16 protein-coding genes and 1 other annotated feature are annotated in these 17,022 nt (G+C 45.6%); of the genes, 4 read left to right on the top strand and 12 right to left on the bottom strand.

The annotated features are described in order from the left end of the window. Window positions 1-83: 83 nt before the first annotated feature. The gene (locus tag QOS03_RS05855) at window positions 84-620 is read left to right on the top strand and encodes a VanZ family protein (RefSeq protein ID WP_169462584.1); all 537 of its coding nucleotides are present in this window, start codon (window positions 84-86) and stop codon (window positions 618-620) included. Between the two features lie 14 nt (window positions 621-634). Continuing rightward, window positions 635-802, top strand: a complete 168-nt coding sequence (locus QOS03_RS05850) for a hypothetical protein (protein WP_006500145.1) — start codon at window positions 635-637, stop codon at window positions 800-802. A gap of 72 nt (window positions 803-874) precedes the next feature. Here the strand turns inward: QOS03_RS05850 and QOS03_RS05845 are convergent, their stop codons facing one another. The 10 genes from QOS03_RS05845 to apf (QOS03_RS05800) all read right to left on the bottom strand — a co-directional run bounded on the left by QOS03_RS05845 (window position 875) and on the right by apf (QOS03_RS05800) (window position 11,794). Continuing rightward, window positions 875-2,218 carry a M20 family metallopeptidase gene (locus QOS03_RS05845; protein ID WP_283575693.1) on the bottom strand — a complete coding sequence of 448 codons (1,344 nt, stop codon included), beginning with the start codon at window positions 2,216-2,218 and terminating at the stop codon, window positions 875-877. A gap of 29 nt (window positions 2,219-2,247) precedes the next feature. Continuing rightward, window positions 2,248-3,726, bottom strand: coding sequence for a YfcC family protein (locus QOS03_RS05840; protein WP_283575692.1), 1,479 nt, complete (start codon window positions 3,724-3,726; stop codon window positions 2,248-2,250). Between the two features lie 199 nt (window positions 3,727-3,925). Then, window positions 3,926-4,363 (bottom strand): Hsp20/alpha crystallin family protein, encoded by a 438-nt coding sequence (locus tag QOS03_RS05835; protein WP_283575691.1) that lies wholly within the window; start codon window positions 4,361-4,363, stop codon window positions 3,926-3,928. Between the two features lie 381 nt (window positions 4,364-4,744). After that, window positions 4,745-5,905 carry an acetylornithine transaminase gene (locus QOS03_RS05830; RefSeq protein ID WP_283575689.1) on the bottom strand — a complete coding sequence of 387 codons (1,161 nt, stop codon included), beginning with the start codon at window positions 5,903-5,905 and terminating at the stop codon, window positions 4,745-4,747. Between the two features lie 4 nt (window positions 5,906-5,909). Then, window positions 5,910-6,647 carry an acetylglutamate kinase gene (argB, locus tag QOS03_RS05825; RefSeq protein ID WP_283575688.1) on the bottom strand — a complete coding sequence of 246 codons (738 nt, stop codon included), beginning with the start codon at window positions 6,645-6,647 and terminating at the stop codon, window positions 5,910-5,912. A gap of 9 nt (window positions 6,648-6,656) precedes the next feature. Beyond that, a complete protein-coding gene (gene argJ / locus QOS03_RS05820; protein WP_408612076.1) occupies window positions 6,657-7,880 on the bottom strand; it encodes a bifunctional glutamate N-acetyltransferase/amino-acid acetyltransferase ArgJ in 1,224 nt (407 codons plus the stop codon). A 21-nt stretch (window positions 7,881-7,901) separates the two neighbouring features. Continuing rightward, on the bottom strand, window positions 7,902-8,933 hold the full coding sequence (argC, locus tag QOS03_RS05815; protein ID WP_283575686.1) for an N-acetyl-gamma-glutamyl-phosphate reductase: 1,032 nt from the start codon (window positions 8,931-8,933) through the stop codon (window positions 7,902-7,904). A 343-nt stretch (window positions 8,934-9,276) separates the two neighbouring features. Beyond that, window positions 9,277-10,086, bottom strand: coding sequence for a Cof-type HAD-IIB family hydrolase (locus QOS03_RS05810; RefSeq protein ID WP_283575685.1), 810 nt, complete (start codon window positions 10,084-10,086; stop codon window positions 9,277-9,279). Between the two features lie 95 nt (window positions 10,087-10,181). After that, window positions 10,182-10,448, bottom strand: a complete 267-nt coding sequence (locus QOS03_RS05805) for a hypothetical protein (protein ID WP_283575684.1) — start codon at window positions 10,446-10,448, stop codon at window positions 10,182-10,184. A gap of 722 nt (window positions 10,449-11,170) precedes the next feature. After that, complete coding sequence (gene apf / locus QOS03_RS05800; protein ID WP_283575683.1) at window positions 11,171-11,794, bottom strand: aggregation-promoting factor; 624 nt, start codon at window positions 11,792-11,794, stop codon at window positions 11,171-11,173. A 391-nt stretch (window positions 11,795-12,185) separates the two neighbouring features. Continuing rightward, window positions 12,186-12,432 (top strand) — a binding site (T-box leader). Window positions 12,433-12,488: 56 nt separating this feature from the next. Here apf (QOS03_RS05800) and QOS03_RS05795 point away from each other — a divergent pair. Both QOS03_RS05795 and QOS03_RS05790 read left to right on the top strand, forming a co-directional pair. Then, window positions 12,489-13,721: an NAD/NADP-dependent octopine/nopaline dehydrogenase family protein gene (locus tag QOS03_RS05795; RefSeq protein WP_283575682.1), complete on the top strand. Its 1,233-nt coding sequence runs from the start codon at window positions 12,489-12,491 to the stop codon at window positions 13,719-13,721. Continuing rightward, the gene (locus QOS03_RS05790) at window positions 13,714-14,475 is read left to right on the top strand and encodes an aspartate/glutamate racemase family protein (RefSeq protein WP_283575681.1); all 762 of its coding nucleotides are present in this window, start codon (window positions 13,714-13,716) and stop codon (window positions 14,473-14,475) included. Before QOS03_RS05795 ends, QOS03_RS05790 begins: the two co-directional genes overlap by 8 nt. A 557-nt stretch (window positions 14,476-15,032) precedes the next feature. Here the strand turns inward: QOS03_RS05790 and QOS03_RS05785 are convergent. Together QOS03_RS05785 and apf (QOS03_RS05780) are read right to left on the bottom strand one after the other, a co-directional pair. Then, window positions 15,033-15,530 carry an acyl-CoA thioesterase gene (locus QOS03_RS05785; protein ID WP_283575680.1) on the bottom strand — a complete coding sequence of 166 codons (498 nt, stop codon included), beginning with the start codon at window positions 15,528-15,530 and terminating at the stop codon, window positions 15,033-15,035. A gap of 342 nt (window positions 15,531-15,872) precedes the next feature. Then, window positions 15,873-16,661, bottom strand: coding sequence for an aggregation-promoting factor (apf, locus tag QOS03_RS05780; RefSeq protein ID WP_283575679.1), 789 nt, complete (start codon window positions 16,659-16,661; stop codon window positions 15,873-15,875). Window positions 16,662-17,022: the final 361 nt, after the last annotated feature.

Here is a 17,022-nt window from a genome sequence, read left to right as displayed (position 1 = left end):
GCTAGACTGGAGGGTAAAACCTAGAATCTTTATTGTACCACGTTTTTAAATTTTAGTTAGAGTTATTGGGGAGATTTTTAATTTTGCGTTCTTGGATTCCATTTATAATACTATTAATCATCTGGGGCACCATGCTTAATCAGACCTTGCGTCTACCGCTCCATGGCTGGCAATGGTTTACGATGTTGAGTGCCTTAATCTATACTTTGGCAATCGCCTATCTCTGTTTTACGCCAACCCAGTATAACTGGGGCGGTCCGCATAAGATTTTTTATCACGTCTTAGGTGTTCCCTGCAACATCATTCCGTTTCAAGCCTTGTCGCCTGATTTTTTCTTAAATATCGTCATGACGGTTCCAGCGGGCATCTATTGGTATCTGCTGAGTGATCGGCATGATTGCAAATTTGTACTGCTGTTTGGCATCCTGCTGGGAATCTCAATTGAAACCACGCAATTTTTATGCGATCTTCTTTTTCATGTTGAACGCTTTGTCGATATTGATGACGTCATTACTAATACCGCGGGCGTTTTGGTTGGCTTTTATACTATGGTCATTTTAAAAACGACGGTTCTGGCTGGCTGGATTTCGCAGCTGACGATAAAATTTGTTAAACTGTAATTGAGGTGAATAATATGATCAGCAATGAACAACGTGCACATGATATTGCCATTGCACTTTTGCAGGCAAACGGCAAGGACCGCAAGCCAATTGAGGCCTATCATGAATACATCAACACTTTATTGCCAATCTTAAAGGAAATCGATAAGGACTTTCCCAACGGCATTAAAGAACACATCTAAAGCAGACCCGATTTTCAAAAAAGCAGCCGCGAGCATAGACTCGTGACTGCTTTTTAATTTATTTAAAATCCTTTAGTCTACGCACAAACGTTTGACTGCTTCGGCAAAGATGTCCATGGCCTTGAACATATCCTTGAGCGGCCACTGCTCATTGGCTTGATGCATAAAGTCAGGCGTGGTCGGCAGCATGGCGCCAAAGGCCACGCAGTTATGCATCGTCCGCGCAAACGTTGCCCCGCCGCTGACTTGCGGCTGAGACTTAGTGTCGCCGGTTTGATCTTGATAAACCGCCATCAGTGTCTTAACCAGCTCAGTGTCTTTCGGAACATACAGCGGTGCCACATAGTCAAAATGCTCGTATTTCAAATCATATTTGGCAACGTTTTGACTTAATTTTTCCAGCAGCGCATCCCGATCAATCGCCACCGGAATTCGCAGATCAATCTGCATCCGCGTCTCTTTTGGCGTGATCTTCAGACTTGAGATGTTAAACGTCAAGTGTCCTGATGCCTCGTCTTTGACATCACCCAACAGATTGGTTCCCGTGGCATCTTCTTTAAAGCACTGACCAATAAAGTCCAATGGTCCAAAGCCTTTAAAAACGTCATCCAAGGCAATGGCTAACCTTAAGACCGCGTTCACGCCTTGAGGAGCCAGCATGGTATGAATAGCTCGTCCCTCAACGACTAATTTGCCATCTTCCTCATGATATTTAAACCCATGTTTTTCAAGTGCCACCTTGACCTCGCTTTGTTTTAGTCCGGCATATTCAGCACGATCCGGTACTGCATTAAACGCACTGCCGGTATCTACGACCAACTGCTCGCTGCCGGGGCCGACTAGATACGACTGCTGCAGCCCTTTTTCAGCATAAGTAACCGGAAATTCAGCGTCTGGCGAAAATCCCAAATCAATTGGCGCTTCTTTTTGGTTGTACTTGGCAATCCCGCGCCACAGCGTTTCTTCATCGGTACCAAAGATAAAGCGGATTTTTTTATTAAACTGCAAGCCGCGATTCTCCAGTGCCTTAACCGCAAACAAAGCCGCAATGACGGGACCTTTGTCATCTTGTACGCCGCGCCCATAGACCACATCGCCAAAAGTCTCGCCACAATACGGATCATGCTCCCAAGTGCTTAAATCGCCAGCCGGTACCGTATCAACATGGCCAATGATGCCAAACGTCTCATCACCCGTACCGGTTTCGGCATAGCCATAGTAGCCATCCGGATCCTCATAGGTCTGATAGCCCAGTTCGTCACAGATTTTCATCAATTCATCCAAGGCCACCCTGATCTTGGATCCGAATGGTGCGCCCGGTGCTGGAGCCTCATTATAAGAGGGCTTGGCTACCAGCCGCTTTAAGGCCTTTAAAGCTGCCTTGCGCTCTTGTTCTTGAACCAATTCTGCTCCCATATTAATTCCCCCTGATATGATCAAAAAATCTAAAGTACCGCGGCAACGCCTAAGAAGACGCAGGTAACCAGGAACAGGATCACCATGAACTTGGCCATCCACTTCCACCAGACGCTGATGTTGACGTGCGCGATTGCCAATGCCCCCATCACGATGCCAGAAGTTGGCGTAATCAGGTTAATCCAGCCAGAAGCTGCTTGGTAAGCCGTAATAACCAGACTGCTGGAAACATGACAGAAGTGTCCCAGTGGCCCCATAATGCCCATCGTAGCGGCAGCCAAACCGGAAGTTGATGGAATCAGGAATGACATTGGAATGTAGAAAATGTAGGTCAAAATGATGAAGGCACTGCGCGACAGGCCGCCCAGTCCAACTTCGCCCCAGTGCAAAACAGTTGCCGTGATCATACCATTGTTCATGATAACCTGAATGCCACGTGCAACAGCCACGATAATCGCAACACTGAGCAGGTCGTCCATTCCCTTTAAGAAGGCGTCGATAAATTCGCTTTCTTTCATATGTGCGACAAACATGATGACTACTGACATGAAGATAAACAGCAGCGTAATTTCGTTAAAGTACCAAGTCCCTAAGGCTGGGATGTCTTTACCGATCAAAACGCCCAGGAACGGAATGCCATGCAGCCAGTTGGTAAACGTATCAAAGGCCGTCCAATGCTTGTTCAGATCAGTCCATGGCACCAGCCCCATGATCATAATTACAAACGTGATCCCAAACAGCCACAGCACGCGTTTTTGCACCTTGGTTAATGGCTGCGTGTCCTGCGTCTTTTCGGAAATGTCAAACCGTTTTTCATCTTCAGTCCGCTGCGCGTAGACTAATGATTTGGTTGGATCTTTTTTTACCTGGTCAGCATAGTGCATCGTGTACCAGATACCAAGTGCCGTGACGATTACCAGCAGGATCAGCCGTGGAATCAAGCCTTCACCTGGCGAGATCTTTAATGTAGCAGATGCAACCCCAGTGGCAAATGGGTTGACCGTTGATGCTAGACAGCCCAGCTGCGTGCCGACTAAAGCCACGGCCACCGCAACGATCGAGTCAAAGCCGCAACCGATCATCACTGGAATCAGCAAGGGGTAAAAGGCCAGCGTCTCTTCACCCATGCCATAGGTTGTACCCCCCAAAGCAAATATAATCATCAAAATTGGAATCAATGTCCGTTCGCGGCCCTCATAACGATGAACGACAGCCGAAATCCCATTGTTTAAAGCTCCAGTTTTGTTAACAACGCCTAAGAACCCACCGATTACCAAGATGAACAGTGCGATCTGAATCGCCCCTTCCGTCTTGCTGTCACCAATCATCCCGATGACCATTGCCATGAAGACATCCCAGATGCCTTGTGGGTGTGGCGAAACGGTATGGTAGGTATGAGCAATAATGTTGCCAGCTGAATCGGTAGCGTACTTACCGGCTGGAATAAACCAGGTTAAGACTGCCAAGACGACGATAATGAAAAATAAAATCGTAAACGCGGATGGCATCTTAAACCGGTTTTTTTGGTTGGCTTTGCGTTTTCCAAAACGTCCCCTCCTTTAGCTATAAAGATAATAAAGTGATTATAGAATTGTTAAATTATACAAATTAATTATAGCAAATTCGTGAAAGCATTTACATAGACAAAACAAAAAATGAGTAGCAATTTAAAACTGCTACTCATTTAAAGATTACTTGTCAATTAAATTATTCGATTTCGATATGCGTGCCCGTACCGGCTTCTGGTGCCAGCTTAGGCAGCGTCAGAACCAGAACCCCATCGCTATAGTGAGCAGATGCCTTCTTCAGGTCAACTTCCGGCAGACGGAATGAACGGCTCATTTGACCATGGTTGCGTTCGCTGTGCAGAATGTTGCCATCCTTATCAGAAAGGTCGTCAAACGTGTCACGGCGACCCGTGATCGTCAGGATGTTGTTCTCATAATTGATGTGAATGTCCTTCTTGTCAAAGCCGGGCATGTCGACTTTAACGACGTAGTTCTTCTCGGTTTCCGCAATGTCAGTCTTCATATGATCTGCCTTAGCATTAAAGCCAGAGAAGAAATTGTCGTTCAGCAGGTTGCGCATGCCAGCGCTCATTACGTCGTCAAACATGTTGTTATGACGTTGAATTTCATTAGCCATATCCAAAACTTCCTTTCCTATAATAACTCATATCATTTGTACACTTTCATCTTAGTTTGTATATTAAAAAATACAACCCTTCACTTTGCTAAATTCACTGCTCCTCAGCAAAATCAGTTTGACCTTTGCTGACCTTTTCATTCAAGCTCCTACTCTAGTAAGAGCTTTCATCGTTGGGACGATTGGCTTTAAACGTCCTAGCTAATAAAATATTTTTGTATCATATGATTTTTCTTTCATTCGATAAATCGGTATCATTCAAGATCAATCCACTAGATTCACTCAGAAAATCAATTTTCATCAAGCCAATTTGTTAAGCAGCACGCCATCATCCCCAACGATAAAAATCCGTCAAACCATTTTTGGCTTGGCGGATTTTATTTATGCGGTAGTGGTCGCCGATTCAACTGCATTCAGCGCCTTTTTGATCTCATCGACACCAGTCAGCAGCTCGTCTTGACTGGCAATCAATGGCGGCAACAAACGCAAGGTATTGTCACGAGCCGAAAGCGCCAGGACGCGCTGAGCATGCAACTGATCCAGCACCTGACCGACTGGTACCGACTGATCCAAGTGAATGCCAATCATCAGCCCCAATCCACTGATTGATTTAACCATGTCCAGATCTAACAGCTCATTTTCCATTGTCTGATGCATCACGGCAGCTTTTTGCCCAACTGCATTCAAGAAATCATTATCCAGCATTTTTAATACCTGCTGAGCGGCCGCCATTGCTAATGGATTACCGGCAAACGTTGAACCATGACTGCCAGGGCCAAAATATTGTCCAAGTTCTTTTTTGCCAACCATGGCCCCAACCGGAATTCCATTGGCCAGCCCTTTAGCAACTGTATAGATATCCGGATGCAGGCCAAACTGCTCAAAGGCAAACAATGAACCAGTCCGTCCCATCCCGGTCTGCACCTCGTCAATCAACAGCAAAGCTCCGACTTCATGGCATTTTTCTTCAACAGCCTTGAGCCACTTGGCATCCCCCGCAATCACGCCGCCTTCGCCCTGAACAACTTCTAAGATCACCCCAGCCAGATCCGGTTTGATCTCATCTAAAGCCGCATAATCGTTATATTTAGCAAAGCGTGCACCCGGCACCAGTGGCAAGAAGCCTTCTTTAATACCTTGATTGCCCGTAACCGTTAATGATCCCGCGGAACGGCCGTGAAATGAGTGGTCAAACGCCAGAAAATCCAGTCGTCCCGTTGCCTTGCGCGCCAGCTTCAAAGCTGCTTCGTTAGCTTCAGTCCCTGAATTGGCAAAGCTTACCAGCATGTCGGATTCAACGCCTAATTTGGCCGCAACGCTTTCTTGCAACGAGCTCTCATACAGATTGGACGTGTGCCAAACCTGATGCAATTGCTGTTCGACGGCATCGTTGAGTTCCTTGACGTTGTAGCCCAAGCCACAGACGCCGATGCCGCTGGTTAAGTCGAGATATTCATTACCCTGTTCATCAAATAGATGGGCGCCGGTTCCTTTTACGATTTCAAATGGGAACCGGGTATAAGTTGGAAATAGATGATTCATATCGTTACTCCTTGGTAATAATCGTGCCGGGATTTTTTAGACAATTGGTGATAGCAACCTGCTCAACACCCGCGGCACAGGCAGCAAAGGCAGCCTTGATTTTTGGCTGCATCCCGCTTTTGATGATTTTTTCAGCAATTAATTTTTGTGAGATCGGCTTAGTGAGGTGCGCAATCAATTGATGATGGTTCAAGACGCCAGCCACGTCAGTCATCAAATAAAGTTTTTTGGCCCCCAGCAGACTGGCAGTGTCGGCTGCCGCTTGATCGGCATTGACATTGAGCCAGTTACCGTTTTTAGTAACGGCCAATGGTGCCAAAACCCCGATGTAGCTGTCTAAAAGCTTCAGCAAGGCTGACTGATTGACGCTAACGACTTTTCCCACTTGACCATAGACGCTTTGATCCAGATACTTGCCCACCAGCATCTGATTGTCCGCAGCATTTAGCCCAACGACTGGCAAGTGGTGTGCACTGAGTTTTTGTAAAAGCAATGGCTGAGCCTGTCCCAGCAAAACCAGCTTGGTCAACGCCAAGGTCTGCATATCGGTTATCCGCACGCCATCTTTTTTAACGACTGGGACCTGCAGCTGCTGGCAAAGCTTAGTGATCAATGGCCCGCCGCCATGCAGCAGCAGAATCTTTTTCCCTTGGGCATGCCGGATGGCCAGCTGCTCAAAAAAATCCTCAGTCAACTCACTGATGGCCTGGCCGCCGATCTTAATAATGATCAGATCTTTCATTTAAGCCCCCTAGCTCCGGTACGAGGCATTGATCTGTACATATTTGTAAGTCAGATCACATCCCCATGCCTGTCCCTTACCAAAGCCGTGGTGCAGATCAACATCGATTTTGATCTGATCTTTAGCCAGTTTTTGCCGCAGCAGCCATTCGTCATATTCAACACCATGGCTGCTCAAGACAATATTGATGCCATTGAGCTTAATATCCACGCGATTGACGTCCAAGTCGGCATCTGTAGCCCCGATCGCTCCCATGATCCGGCCCCAGTTGGCATCTTGACCAAACAGAGCTGCCTTGACCAGATTAGATCCTACGATTGCCTTGGCGACGTGCTGAGCATCCAAATCATTGGCCGCACCCTTGACGTTGGCTTCGACCAGCTTGGTTGCCCCTTCGCCATCACGGGCAATTTCTTTGGCCAGGGCACTCAAAACTTGATGATAGGCCTGGGCAAAGACTGAATAGTCGGGGTGATTTGGCGTTAAAGCTTCTTCATCTTTCATTGCCAGCCCATTAGCCATCGTAACGACCATATCGTTGGTAGAGTTGTCACCATCAACCGTAATTTGATTAAAAGTCGTGTCGACTTCTTCGCTAAGCAGATCTTGCAGGCAGGCCCCGCTGATCTTGGCATCCGTCATTACAAAGCCCAGCATGGTTGCCATCTTAGGGTGAATCATTCCCGAGCCTTTGCAAAATCCGGCCATTGTACATTGGTGGCCCGCAATCTCAAACGTAACGGCAATCGTTTTGGTATGCGTATCGGTAGTCAAAACGGCTTCGGTGACTTTAGCTGATTTGGTTTGCTTCAGCTTGGCAATTCCAGCCTTGATCTTATCCATTGGCAGCATTTCACCGATCACGCCGGTTGAAGCCACCCCGATCAGATTTTGACTGACCCCCAGTTTTTTAGCCATCAGTGCCTGTTCCTTCAAAGCATCCAGCTTACCTTGGGGACCTGTACAAGAATTAGCAATTGCACTGTTGACGATGATTCCCTGCAGCTGATGATCATGATTGATCGTTTCTTTCGTCAAGGCAGTTGGGGCCGCGCAGAATTGGTTGGTCGTATAAACCCCCGCGGCACTGGCCGGAACCTTGGAAAACAGCCAGCCCAGATCCGGTTTTTCGGCTTTAAGACCGGCATGCAGACCGTCACTGTAAAATCCCTTTGGCCAGGTAAAGGCAGTTTCGGTAATTGAGGCAATATTAGGTGTAGTTTGTGGTTCCATCATATTAAAGACATCCTTTCATTATGGCCAGCTGGGAATCATTGGCAGCCCCAGCGTCTCATCCAGTTCAAACATATGGTTCAGGTTTTGGACTGCTTGACCGGCAGCCCCTTTCATCAAATTATCGATTACGGAAACGACCAGGATCGTGTGACTGTTTGGATCCAGTGCCCAACCCAGGTCGCAGAAATTGGAATGGCTGACTTCTTTGATGCTTGGCCAGCCGTTTTTGATCAAACGAATGAATCGTCGCTTGCCGTAGCATTCTTCAAAGGCTTTATCCAGCTGAATTTCATCAACGCCTGGCAACGGTTTGGCATAAATCGAGGCCATGATGCCACGCGTAACGGGAATTAAAGTCGTTGTAAACTGCAATGCCTTGACGTTTTGATCCCAGACCTGCAGCTGCTGGATAATCTCCGGAATGTGCTGGTGCTGATTAACCTTGTATGGCTGCGAGTTTTCATTAATCCAGGCAAAATGCGAGCTAGTCGTCAATTTCTTGCCGGCACCGGAAAGCCCTGACTTGGCATCAACGATAATCGAATCCGGCTCAATCAAATGACTCTTGATAAGCGGCGCCAGTCCCAAAAGCGTAGCCGTCGCATAGCAACCGGGATTGGCAACGTAGCCTTTTTGAACGGCATTAAAATCAGCCAGTCCATATTGTGCTTGAGCCAGCTCAGCAGCCGGTGCCGCATCCTTGTGGTACCACTTTTCATAGGCAGCGGGATCTTTTAAGCGCATGTCACCGGAAAGATCAATTACCGGAAAGCCCGCTTCCAAGTAAGGCTTGGCCAGCTTAGAAGTGACTCCGGCGGGCGTGGCAAAAAACACAACGTCATTTTCAGCCATGATTTTTCGGACATCATAAGGCTCAATCAAGATTCGTCGGTCACAGAAGGCCTCTACTTCATCATTCAAAAAGCGCGGCTTGGCAACATCTTTTTGATGACCGTACAAGTGAATGTTTTCAACAGCTGGGTGCTGGTTGAGCAGTTGGTACAAAACCGTGCCGCTATAGCCAGTCACTCCGATGATGGCTGCGTTCATAATCTGTGACCTCCTTGGTTGTTATTGCATAAATAATTAATAAAATCGTTGGTAGTAATATAACGCAGGAATTAAAATTCGACAACCTTTTCTTGATTATTTTCTAATATTCTTTGAATAATAATTATGTTTAGGCGGTTTAAGCGCTTTTATAACGGATGTATTTTTAATAAATAAACAACAGGTTTCATAAGAGCAAAAACTGTTCTCCGTCGTTATATGTATAATATTCTGAAAATATACCATTGTATGCAAAAACAAAACGGGTTTGAGCACATTGATCAAACCCGTTTTTTCTTAATTAGCTACTGGATCATTTTCCGCCTTACTGACTGTCTGCCAACTATTGCCACTTAGCAATCGCTTCACCAACACCATTATGATTGTTATCGGTCGTTATTTGATCAGCAAGCGCCTGCAGCTCAGGAACGGCATTGCCCATTGCAATCCCCATACCAGCCGTTTTGAGCATCCCCAAATCATTTTTTTCATCGCCAATAGCCATGACCTCAGCTGGTTTAATTCCTAATCGCTTGGCCAGCTGCTGCAATGCGTATTCCTTACTGGCCAAAGGGTGCGTAAACTCTAGATGATCGATCTGACTGCGCAGTACCGTAAAGCGCTGCTTGAATTCCGTTGGCATGACTTTTTCCAATTGATCTAGCTTAGCCGGCTCATCTAAAACCATCCCCTTGACCGGTACCAGATCAGACAGCGTCTCCATTTTTGCTGCTGATTGCTGCTGCAGCTCGATGCTGACTGTAGCAGCCTCTTTTAAGATAATCTCATTGACGTCTTCTGGCTCGACATACATGCAGTCCGGCGTCAACAGACTGAAGGCCGCCTTATTTTGATGGGCAAGCTCAAGCAGGTCCAAATAATCGTTAAACTGCAGCTGGTGGCTTAAAAGCGTTACTTGATTCGTGGTCTGAATCAGTGAGCCATTATAGCTGATCACGTACTGGTCTGCCTGCTGCCATAATCCCAGCTGTTTGAGATAATCGGTCACGCCACAAAGCGGCCGACCAGTGCACAGCACGACTTTTTTGCCGGCTGCGGTTGCCTGCTTGACCGCTTGAATCGTTGCTGGCAGAATCTGTCCTTGATCATTAAGCAGCGTGCCATCAATATCAACTGCAATCAGTTTAATCATTACCAAATCCCCCTAAACATCGTAGTCGCGACCGCTCTTTACTGTTGAGCGCATGAGACATTTTTTGGCATTTACGATCAACTTGCTTAGATCCGCTAATCATCATCTGATCTAAACAATTGCGACCATATACCATGCTTTTTAGGCCGCTGTTCTTTTTGAGCCAACTGTTCCATAGCTTTGAGCATCATCTCATCATGCTTTTGCTGGCGCTCCGCCTGTTCAGCAGACTGCTGGGCCTGTGCTTTTAACAGTTGCGTTAATTGATCCTGCTGGTTTTCTTTTTGATGCAGTTGCTCATAGTAGCGACGAATCAACGGCTCGTCGACAAAATGGTTAAAGCGGTCGATGTCTAAAACCATGACGTTGTCGTATTAATCAAGTGCTACGCCTGCTTCGCATGGGAACATATTATAGTAGTTATCCAGGGTCTGGTTGATGTTTTCGTAGGTGCTGCCTTTAAGATTATTGAAGATGGCCTTTGAAACGCTGAATCGCTAGTTATCCCCCTCAGTAAACGCGACGTGTTCAAAGATAAAATACTTACTGTGAAATAAATGATCCTTGGTAAAATGCAGCTGCAGCGTTTCATCCGTGATTCGTCGCAGAAGTTTCTCACTGGCATTCTTGAGTTCTTTTGTGCGCCGCGAAAGATCAAAAAACTGATTCAGATTCTGGCCCGTCTTTTGATCCTGATCAGCTTAATCTGCTTAAAGCGCGGTAACAGCTCTTATTCAATAATCTTAACAAACCGACAAACAATACGCCGTTTAAGGTATCACAAGCCGTTGTCAGATCAAAGAATTCCGGCTGTTTCAGCATGGTTTGTTTTTTCAAGTCATAATATAGTTAGCATTTTTTCCTCTTTACAGATTGTTTTCTTTGATTGTATCAGGTCAGCACTTTGGATTGGCGGTTTTCCACTTTTTATCATGGCTGAACCATCTTTTACCCGATCCAACGTACGAAAAAAGCGACGCGCAAAATGCGGCCGCTTCTTTCGGTAAGGAAATATGTTTATTAATTAAAATCGTTTTTTGGGAAATCAAATGATCAGGGATGATTAGGCAAATGCCGCTGGATTTTAGTACCAGCCGTGGCTTTGCCAGAATTGTTGAGCAGCCGTCCAAGAACCGTAGCGGCTGGCAACGTAATTATCAGCCACGCGTTCCTGGTTGGCGGCAGAGTAGTCACCATTCAAGTAAGATGAGCTCAGTTGGTACTTACCGTAGTATTGACCATTTTGAGCCGTGTAGCTGCCACCGGATTCACGAGCAGCAATCCAGGCCTTGGCTGCGGCATCGCTACCAGCAACAGCGGAAGTGTACGTTGATTGCGTGCTTGCTGGTGCCTGGCTGGCAGCTGATTGCGCAACAGCAGTCGTTTGAGCAGCTGGCTGAGTTTGAACTTGGGCGACCGTAGTCTGTTGACCATTTTGATCACTGACTACAACTTCACCATCGTCTTTGATCGTCAGCTGTTGACCAACGTAGATTAGATTCTTGTCGGCGATGTTGTTATTTTGGGCAAGTTGGTCAACAAAGTCCAGGTTGTGACCCAACTTGTATGAAATGCTGGAAAGCGTGTCGCCGGCTTGTACCGTGTAGGTCGTGTCGGCGTTGGCCGTAGTTGCTGCTCCTACCGTTCCCAATGCAACGGCACCAGCAACGGCTGCGGTAATCTTCATAGCTTTCTTGTTAAACTTCATAATTAGTCAAATCCATCCTTTTTCGTTTGTTTTTGTCTTGCTTGTTTATCAACGGTGACTACTATACAGGTTCAACGTTACACGTGGGTTAATCAAAAATATCAAAATAAGCCTTTTTCGTAATGTTTCGTAATGTAAGCCGGTTTCAAAGATTCTAAACAATGTGTGGTAAAAACGTCCTGATTGGCGACTGGCCTTGTTTTCACAAATGTTTCATTAAAAAAGTTAGGGATGCCGTAATTTGTAATAAAAAAGTTGTATTTTTGAAGATTTCAGCCCCAAAATTACGGTTTTTTCTTGAATTTTTGCTGGCAGCTTGAGTTATACTTCTGTTTTTTCAAAATTTCCGTTGACATAATTAATCTAACATTATATAATTATGAAAAATTAATTAATGACATCGAAGAGATGAGTAATTAAGGGGATGCCTTTAGAGAGACGGTGGTTGGTGAAAACTGTTGGCAAATGCTTAATGAAGATGGTCTCTGAGTCTTAGAAACTGTGAGCTTATGGTAAACAGTTTCCGGTCAACGGTCGACATTCCGTTCTGGTCTCTCCTATTTGGAGGCACCAGTTGAGGATAAGGGAGTAATCCTTTATCGAATTTAGGGTGGTAACGCGTATAATACGCCCCTAGCAGTGACTAAGTGCATTGCTGGGGGCGTTTTTGTTTATTAAGAAAAGATGAATTCAAATGGTAGCACAAAACTTATCCAAATATACGATTGCCGTTTTAGGAGCTGGAGCGGTTGGCCGTTCTGTCGCCGCCGACTGTAAGCTGGCTGGCAACCACGTCCGATTGTTTGATCTGCCAGAATTTGCCAAAGCGTCGTTAAAGGATATCGACAAAACTGGCATTGAGATTCAAGGATTTGAATATAACCGCTATAACTTTAAACGCAGCAGTATTGCCAAGTTCGATCTCGTTTCTGATGATTTAAAAGAAGTCGTTGCCGGCGCACAGATTATTTTGGTCGCCGTTCCTTCAGTTGGCCACAACGCTTTCTTTGAACAGCTGGTGCCACTCTTGGAAGATGGCCAAATCATCCATATCATCCCTGACAACTTTGGCAGTCTGCGTTTACGCAAACAGTTGCGAGAAAAGCGTCCCGAACTCAACGTGATCATTGGCGGCTGGTCAAGTGCGCCGTATGGCACGCGGATTGTTAAAGAAGCCGGCATTGACACTAAACGGGTATTCTTCCGCTACCGAGCAATCTCTTTGCGGGGAGCAGCTCTGCCTTCGACTGATCAAGAAAAATTCCTGGAAAGTACGCAGCACATCGGCTGTTTTGATTCGATTACATTTGGAGATGGTCCGGTTGGCGGCAAGACGGTGCTCGATATTGGCTTTAGCAACGTTAATCCGACCCTGCACTGCCCTGGCACGATCCTGGGCGCTGCCGTAATGGAAAACTATGGACGCGTTTTTGGTGGTAATGATAAGAGCGACTTTTCCATTTACTCTCATGTTTATACGGAATCCGTCTCTGAAGTTCAATATGCCTTTTACCAAGAAGAAATTCAACTGGCCAAAACAATTGGCGTCGGCATTGCCCATTATCCAAAGAAGACCTTCTTCTCACGCTCAAATATTTTAGGACCTGAATATATGGGTAATGGGGCCGAGGCACCGTTTGACGATCAGTTTCCAATGGCTTTTGGTACCGGCCCATTCAGTATTCATGATCGCTACGTTACTGAAGACATTCCTGTCGGTTGCCACGTTTACCATGAATTGGGCAAGAAATTCGGTGTTGCAACACCAGTAATCGACAGCATCATCACATTAGGATCAGCAATGGTTGGCACCGATTTTTACCAAACTGGCGTCACCCTGGATGAGTCAGGCATCGCTCATCTTAATAAAGAAGAATTATTAGACTACTTGGTAAATGGCAACTTTAAGGAGCAGAACCATGGCTGATCCATACGGCTACATTAACTTTAACAATCAAAATCAATCCGTCTCGCCCAGCGTCAGTCCCATTGCTGGCAACGCAATCGGTATTATTGCGGTTAATCTCAATTATCCCAAGCTTCCCGGTAATGTCGCCAATGCCACGACTTTCAACTTTCCCGTTGACTGTGAAGTAATCGATCTTGAAATCGAACAGCTCTTTGAAAACGATCCAGCAACCGTCAAGGTAATCGTTAATGCGGCTAAAAATCTCGAAGCAAGAGGCGTTAAGGCAATCGTCGGCGCGTGTGGCTACTTTGCCAACTTTCAGCGTCAGGTTCAAGCCAGCGTGCACGTTCCGGTTATTCTTTCCAGTCTTGCGCAATTGCCATTAATCTCACTCAGCCTGCGAGCCAATCAAAAAATCGCCGTACTGGTCGCTGATATTAATGGTGCTGATCAAAAGCTGTTGAATAACGTCAACGCTGATGACCGTAATGTGATTTTTGTTGACATTGGCAGCTTACCCGAATTTCACGCTATTCGCTATGGACAAACCGTTCTTGATAATGGCGCGCTGACTAAAGCCTTAATGCAAAAAGCTCAAGCGGTAGTTGCCAATCATCCCGAAGTCGGGGCCATCTTATTGGAATGCAGTGATTTGCCACCATATGCCGCGGCCATTCAAGCAGCGGCCAAGCGACCGGTATTTGATTTCATTACGCTTATGAATTGGCTGCATCAGTCAGTTTGCCAAAAGCCATATTCTGGATTCTTCTAAGTATAAAAGAAAAGAGACATCTTGTTTGGACAACAGGATGTCTCTTTTTCATTTAACAAGATTTTAATTATTTCTAGCTGGAAATTCCATGACTTTAATCGATGGTGGTTGACGAATCAGCAGATCAGAACGAACATCCCCCACTGCCAGTTGCTGTGAATTCAGTCGGCGACCATCTTTTCACCGCTAAGCAACTAATTTTGTGAAAAAATCGGGCTTGATCTAGGTGCGGGTTCTAAGACTACCTACTATTCGCTGTTTTTAGCTAATAATAGATAACTGCATATTCGATCGCACCAAACTTTTGATTTTTACCTACTTATACATTGATTTTTGCGAAAAGTAGGTAATCCGTTTTTCTTTGGGCATTTTATGCAAATTCTTCTGCATAAAAGTTTCATCTGGGGTATTTATCATCACTAATAAGCTGACAATCCATTATCACAATCGATCGCATGACAATATCATAATCTCAGATCTGAGTTTTTTCGTGAGATACCGATAAACCCCGCCAGCATCTTAATAATTTCCAAACCGTAGTAAATCAATCTGCCCACCTATTTGCCACTCAAATGAGCCAACAAATCGCGCTCCTGTTGACGAACCGTGGCCCGCTGCGCACGACGATCCTGATAGCCTGCCAACAGATATTTGGTTTCATCGTTATCAGCAATCAATTCATCGTAGGCCAACCCCGACTCTGCTCTTGGCACTACATAGGTCAAAAAGCAGGTAAAGCCAACAAAACGTTCGCCAGTCATCAAGTGCTCGCCCAAAACCTTTACGAATACCTCAACTGACCGATGCCCCAGTCCAGTAACCACTGCCCTAACAATCATGGCATCCTGCAAGTGAAACGGCTTGACGAACTGAACGTAATCCATGGCTGCCGTGACTAAAGTGGCTCTGGCAACCCGCATTGCCGCGACTGAAGCCTCCGCATCCACTGCTTCCAGCAGGCGACCACCAAACAGCGTCCCATGCTCATTCAAGTCGCCATTCAAAATCCGGTGCGTTGTTTCAATTCGTGTTTGTTGACAGCTGATTACAGTCATCACAAATCCCTCTTCTCAATTATTATCTGCGTTTTATTCTATCACTACTAGAAATCGCCCGCACATCTGCTTTAGCTTTCTTATAACATGACGAACCATTCACGCGTTCCGTCTATCTAACTTATACTGACCTGTCTAAACTAAACTGCCGATTTAAAGCAGCACCCGCTCCGCATCAAATTGATTCCGCATCTTTTGGCATCCCAGACTAGCCGATTACTGCTAGTTGCGCCAATTTATCAATTTGTCCCAGCTTACGCGCTGATTCAAAAAATGGCAATGCAAAAAAAGCAATGGTCAAAAATTGCCATTGCTTTTCATTTTATTAAATTAAGCTGATTTTTAGTACCAGCCATGAGTCTGCCAGAATTGTTGTGCGTTTGTCCAAGAACCGTAACGATTCTTAACGTAATTATCAGCAACCTGTTCTTGGTTGGCGGCTGAGTAGTCACCATTCAAGTAAGAAGAACTCAATTGGTACTTACCATAGTATTGACCGTTTTGGGCCGTGTAGCTGCCGCCAGATTCCTTGTTGGCAATCCAAGCCTTAGCACTCGCTTCATCGCCACTGACCGTAGAAGTGTAGGTCGTGGTAGTGCTGTAGTTGTTATTGTTGTAGTTGTTATAAGTAGTTGCTTGAACTTGAGCACTTTGCTGTTGAGCGGCTTGTGTTTGAGCTGCGGCCGCTTGAGAAGCACCAGCGTCACTAGCAGCCTGAACAGCAGCGGCATCACTGGTAGCTTGGTCAGCACTGGAGTCAACTGCCGTAGAGTCAGCAGCACCTGCAGATTGAGAAGTCGTGTCTTCTGCCGTGGCCGTATTTTCAGCCGTAGCACTTGGCAGCGTAGCAGCTTGTTCAGAAGTTGCTGAGGATACTTCGCCATCGTCAGAGATAACCAGTTTTTGACCTACATAGATCAGGTTCTTGTTGGCAATGTTGTTCTTAGATGCCAGTTGGTCAACAAAGTCCAGATTGTGACCCAGCTTAGTGGAAATTCCAGACAGCGTGTCGCCGGACTGAACCGTGTAAACCGTGTCGGCATTGGCAGTAATTGCCGTACCTACCGTACCCAAAGCTACGGCACCAGCAACAGCAGCAGAGATTTTAACAGCTTTCTTTGAAATTTTCATAAAATAGATTCATCCTTTTTTATCTGTAGTTCAGGTTTTTTGCTCTTTATCTTTATCAACGATGAATACTATAACCCCTCAGCTTTACCGTGCAATTACCGGAATATCTCAAAAATCGTGAATTCTGTAAAAGCGTGTAATGTAATCCGCTTTCATTTAGCGTTTTAGGTTGGCCTAAACTTGTTATAAATCGTATTATAATAGTCTTGTATCGCTTTGTTTTCATCGCGACCGAAAAATAGCTGATTTTGTAATATTTTAGAGTAAAAAAATTTTTATTTTTCCCTAAATTTCAAGAATAAGTTAGCCACTGGACTCAAATAAATAATACTGACCAATTGATTATTGGTTGATGGAGCTG

The sequence above is a fragment of the Limosilactobacillus pulli genome (genome assembly GCF_947381555.1).
In the GTDB taxonomy this organism is placed as follows: domain Bacteria; phylum Bacillota; class Bacilli; order Lactobacillales; family Lactobacillaceae; genus Limosilactobacillus; species Limosilactobacillus pulli.
This window is presented reverse-complemented; position numbering and strand designations above follow the sequence as displayed.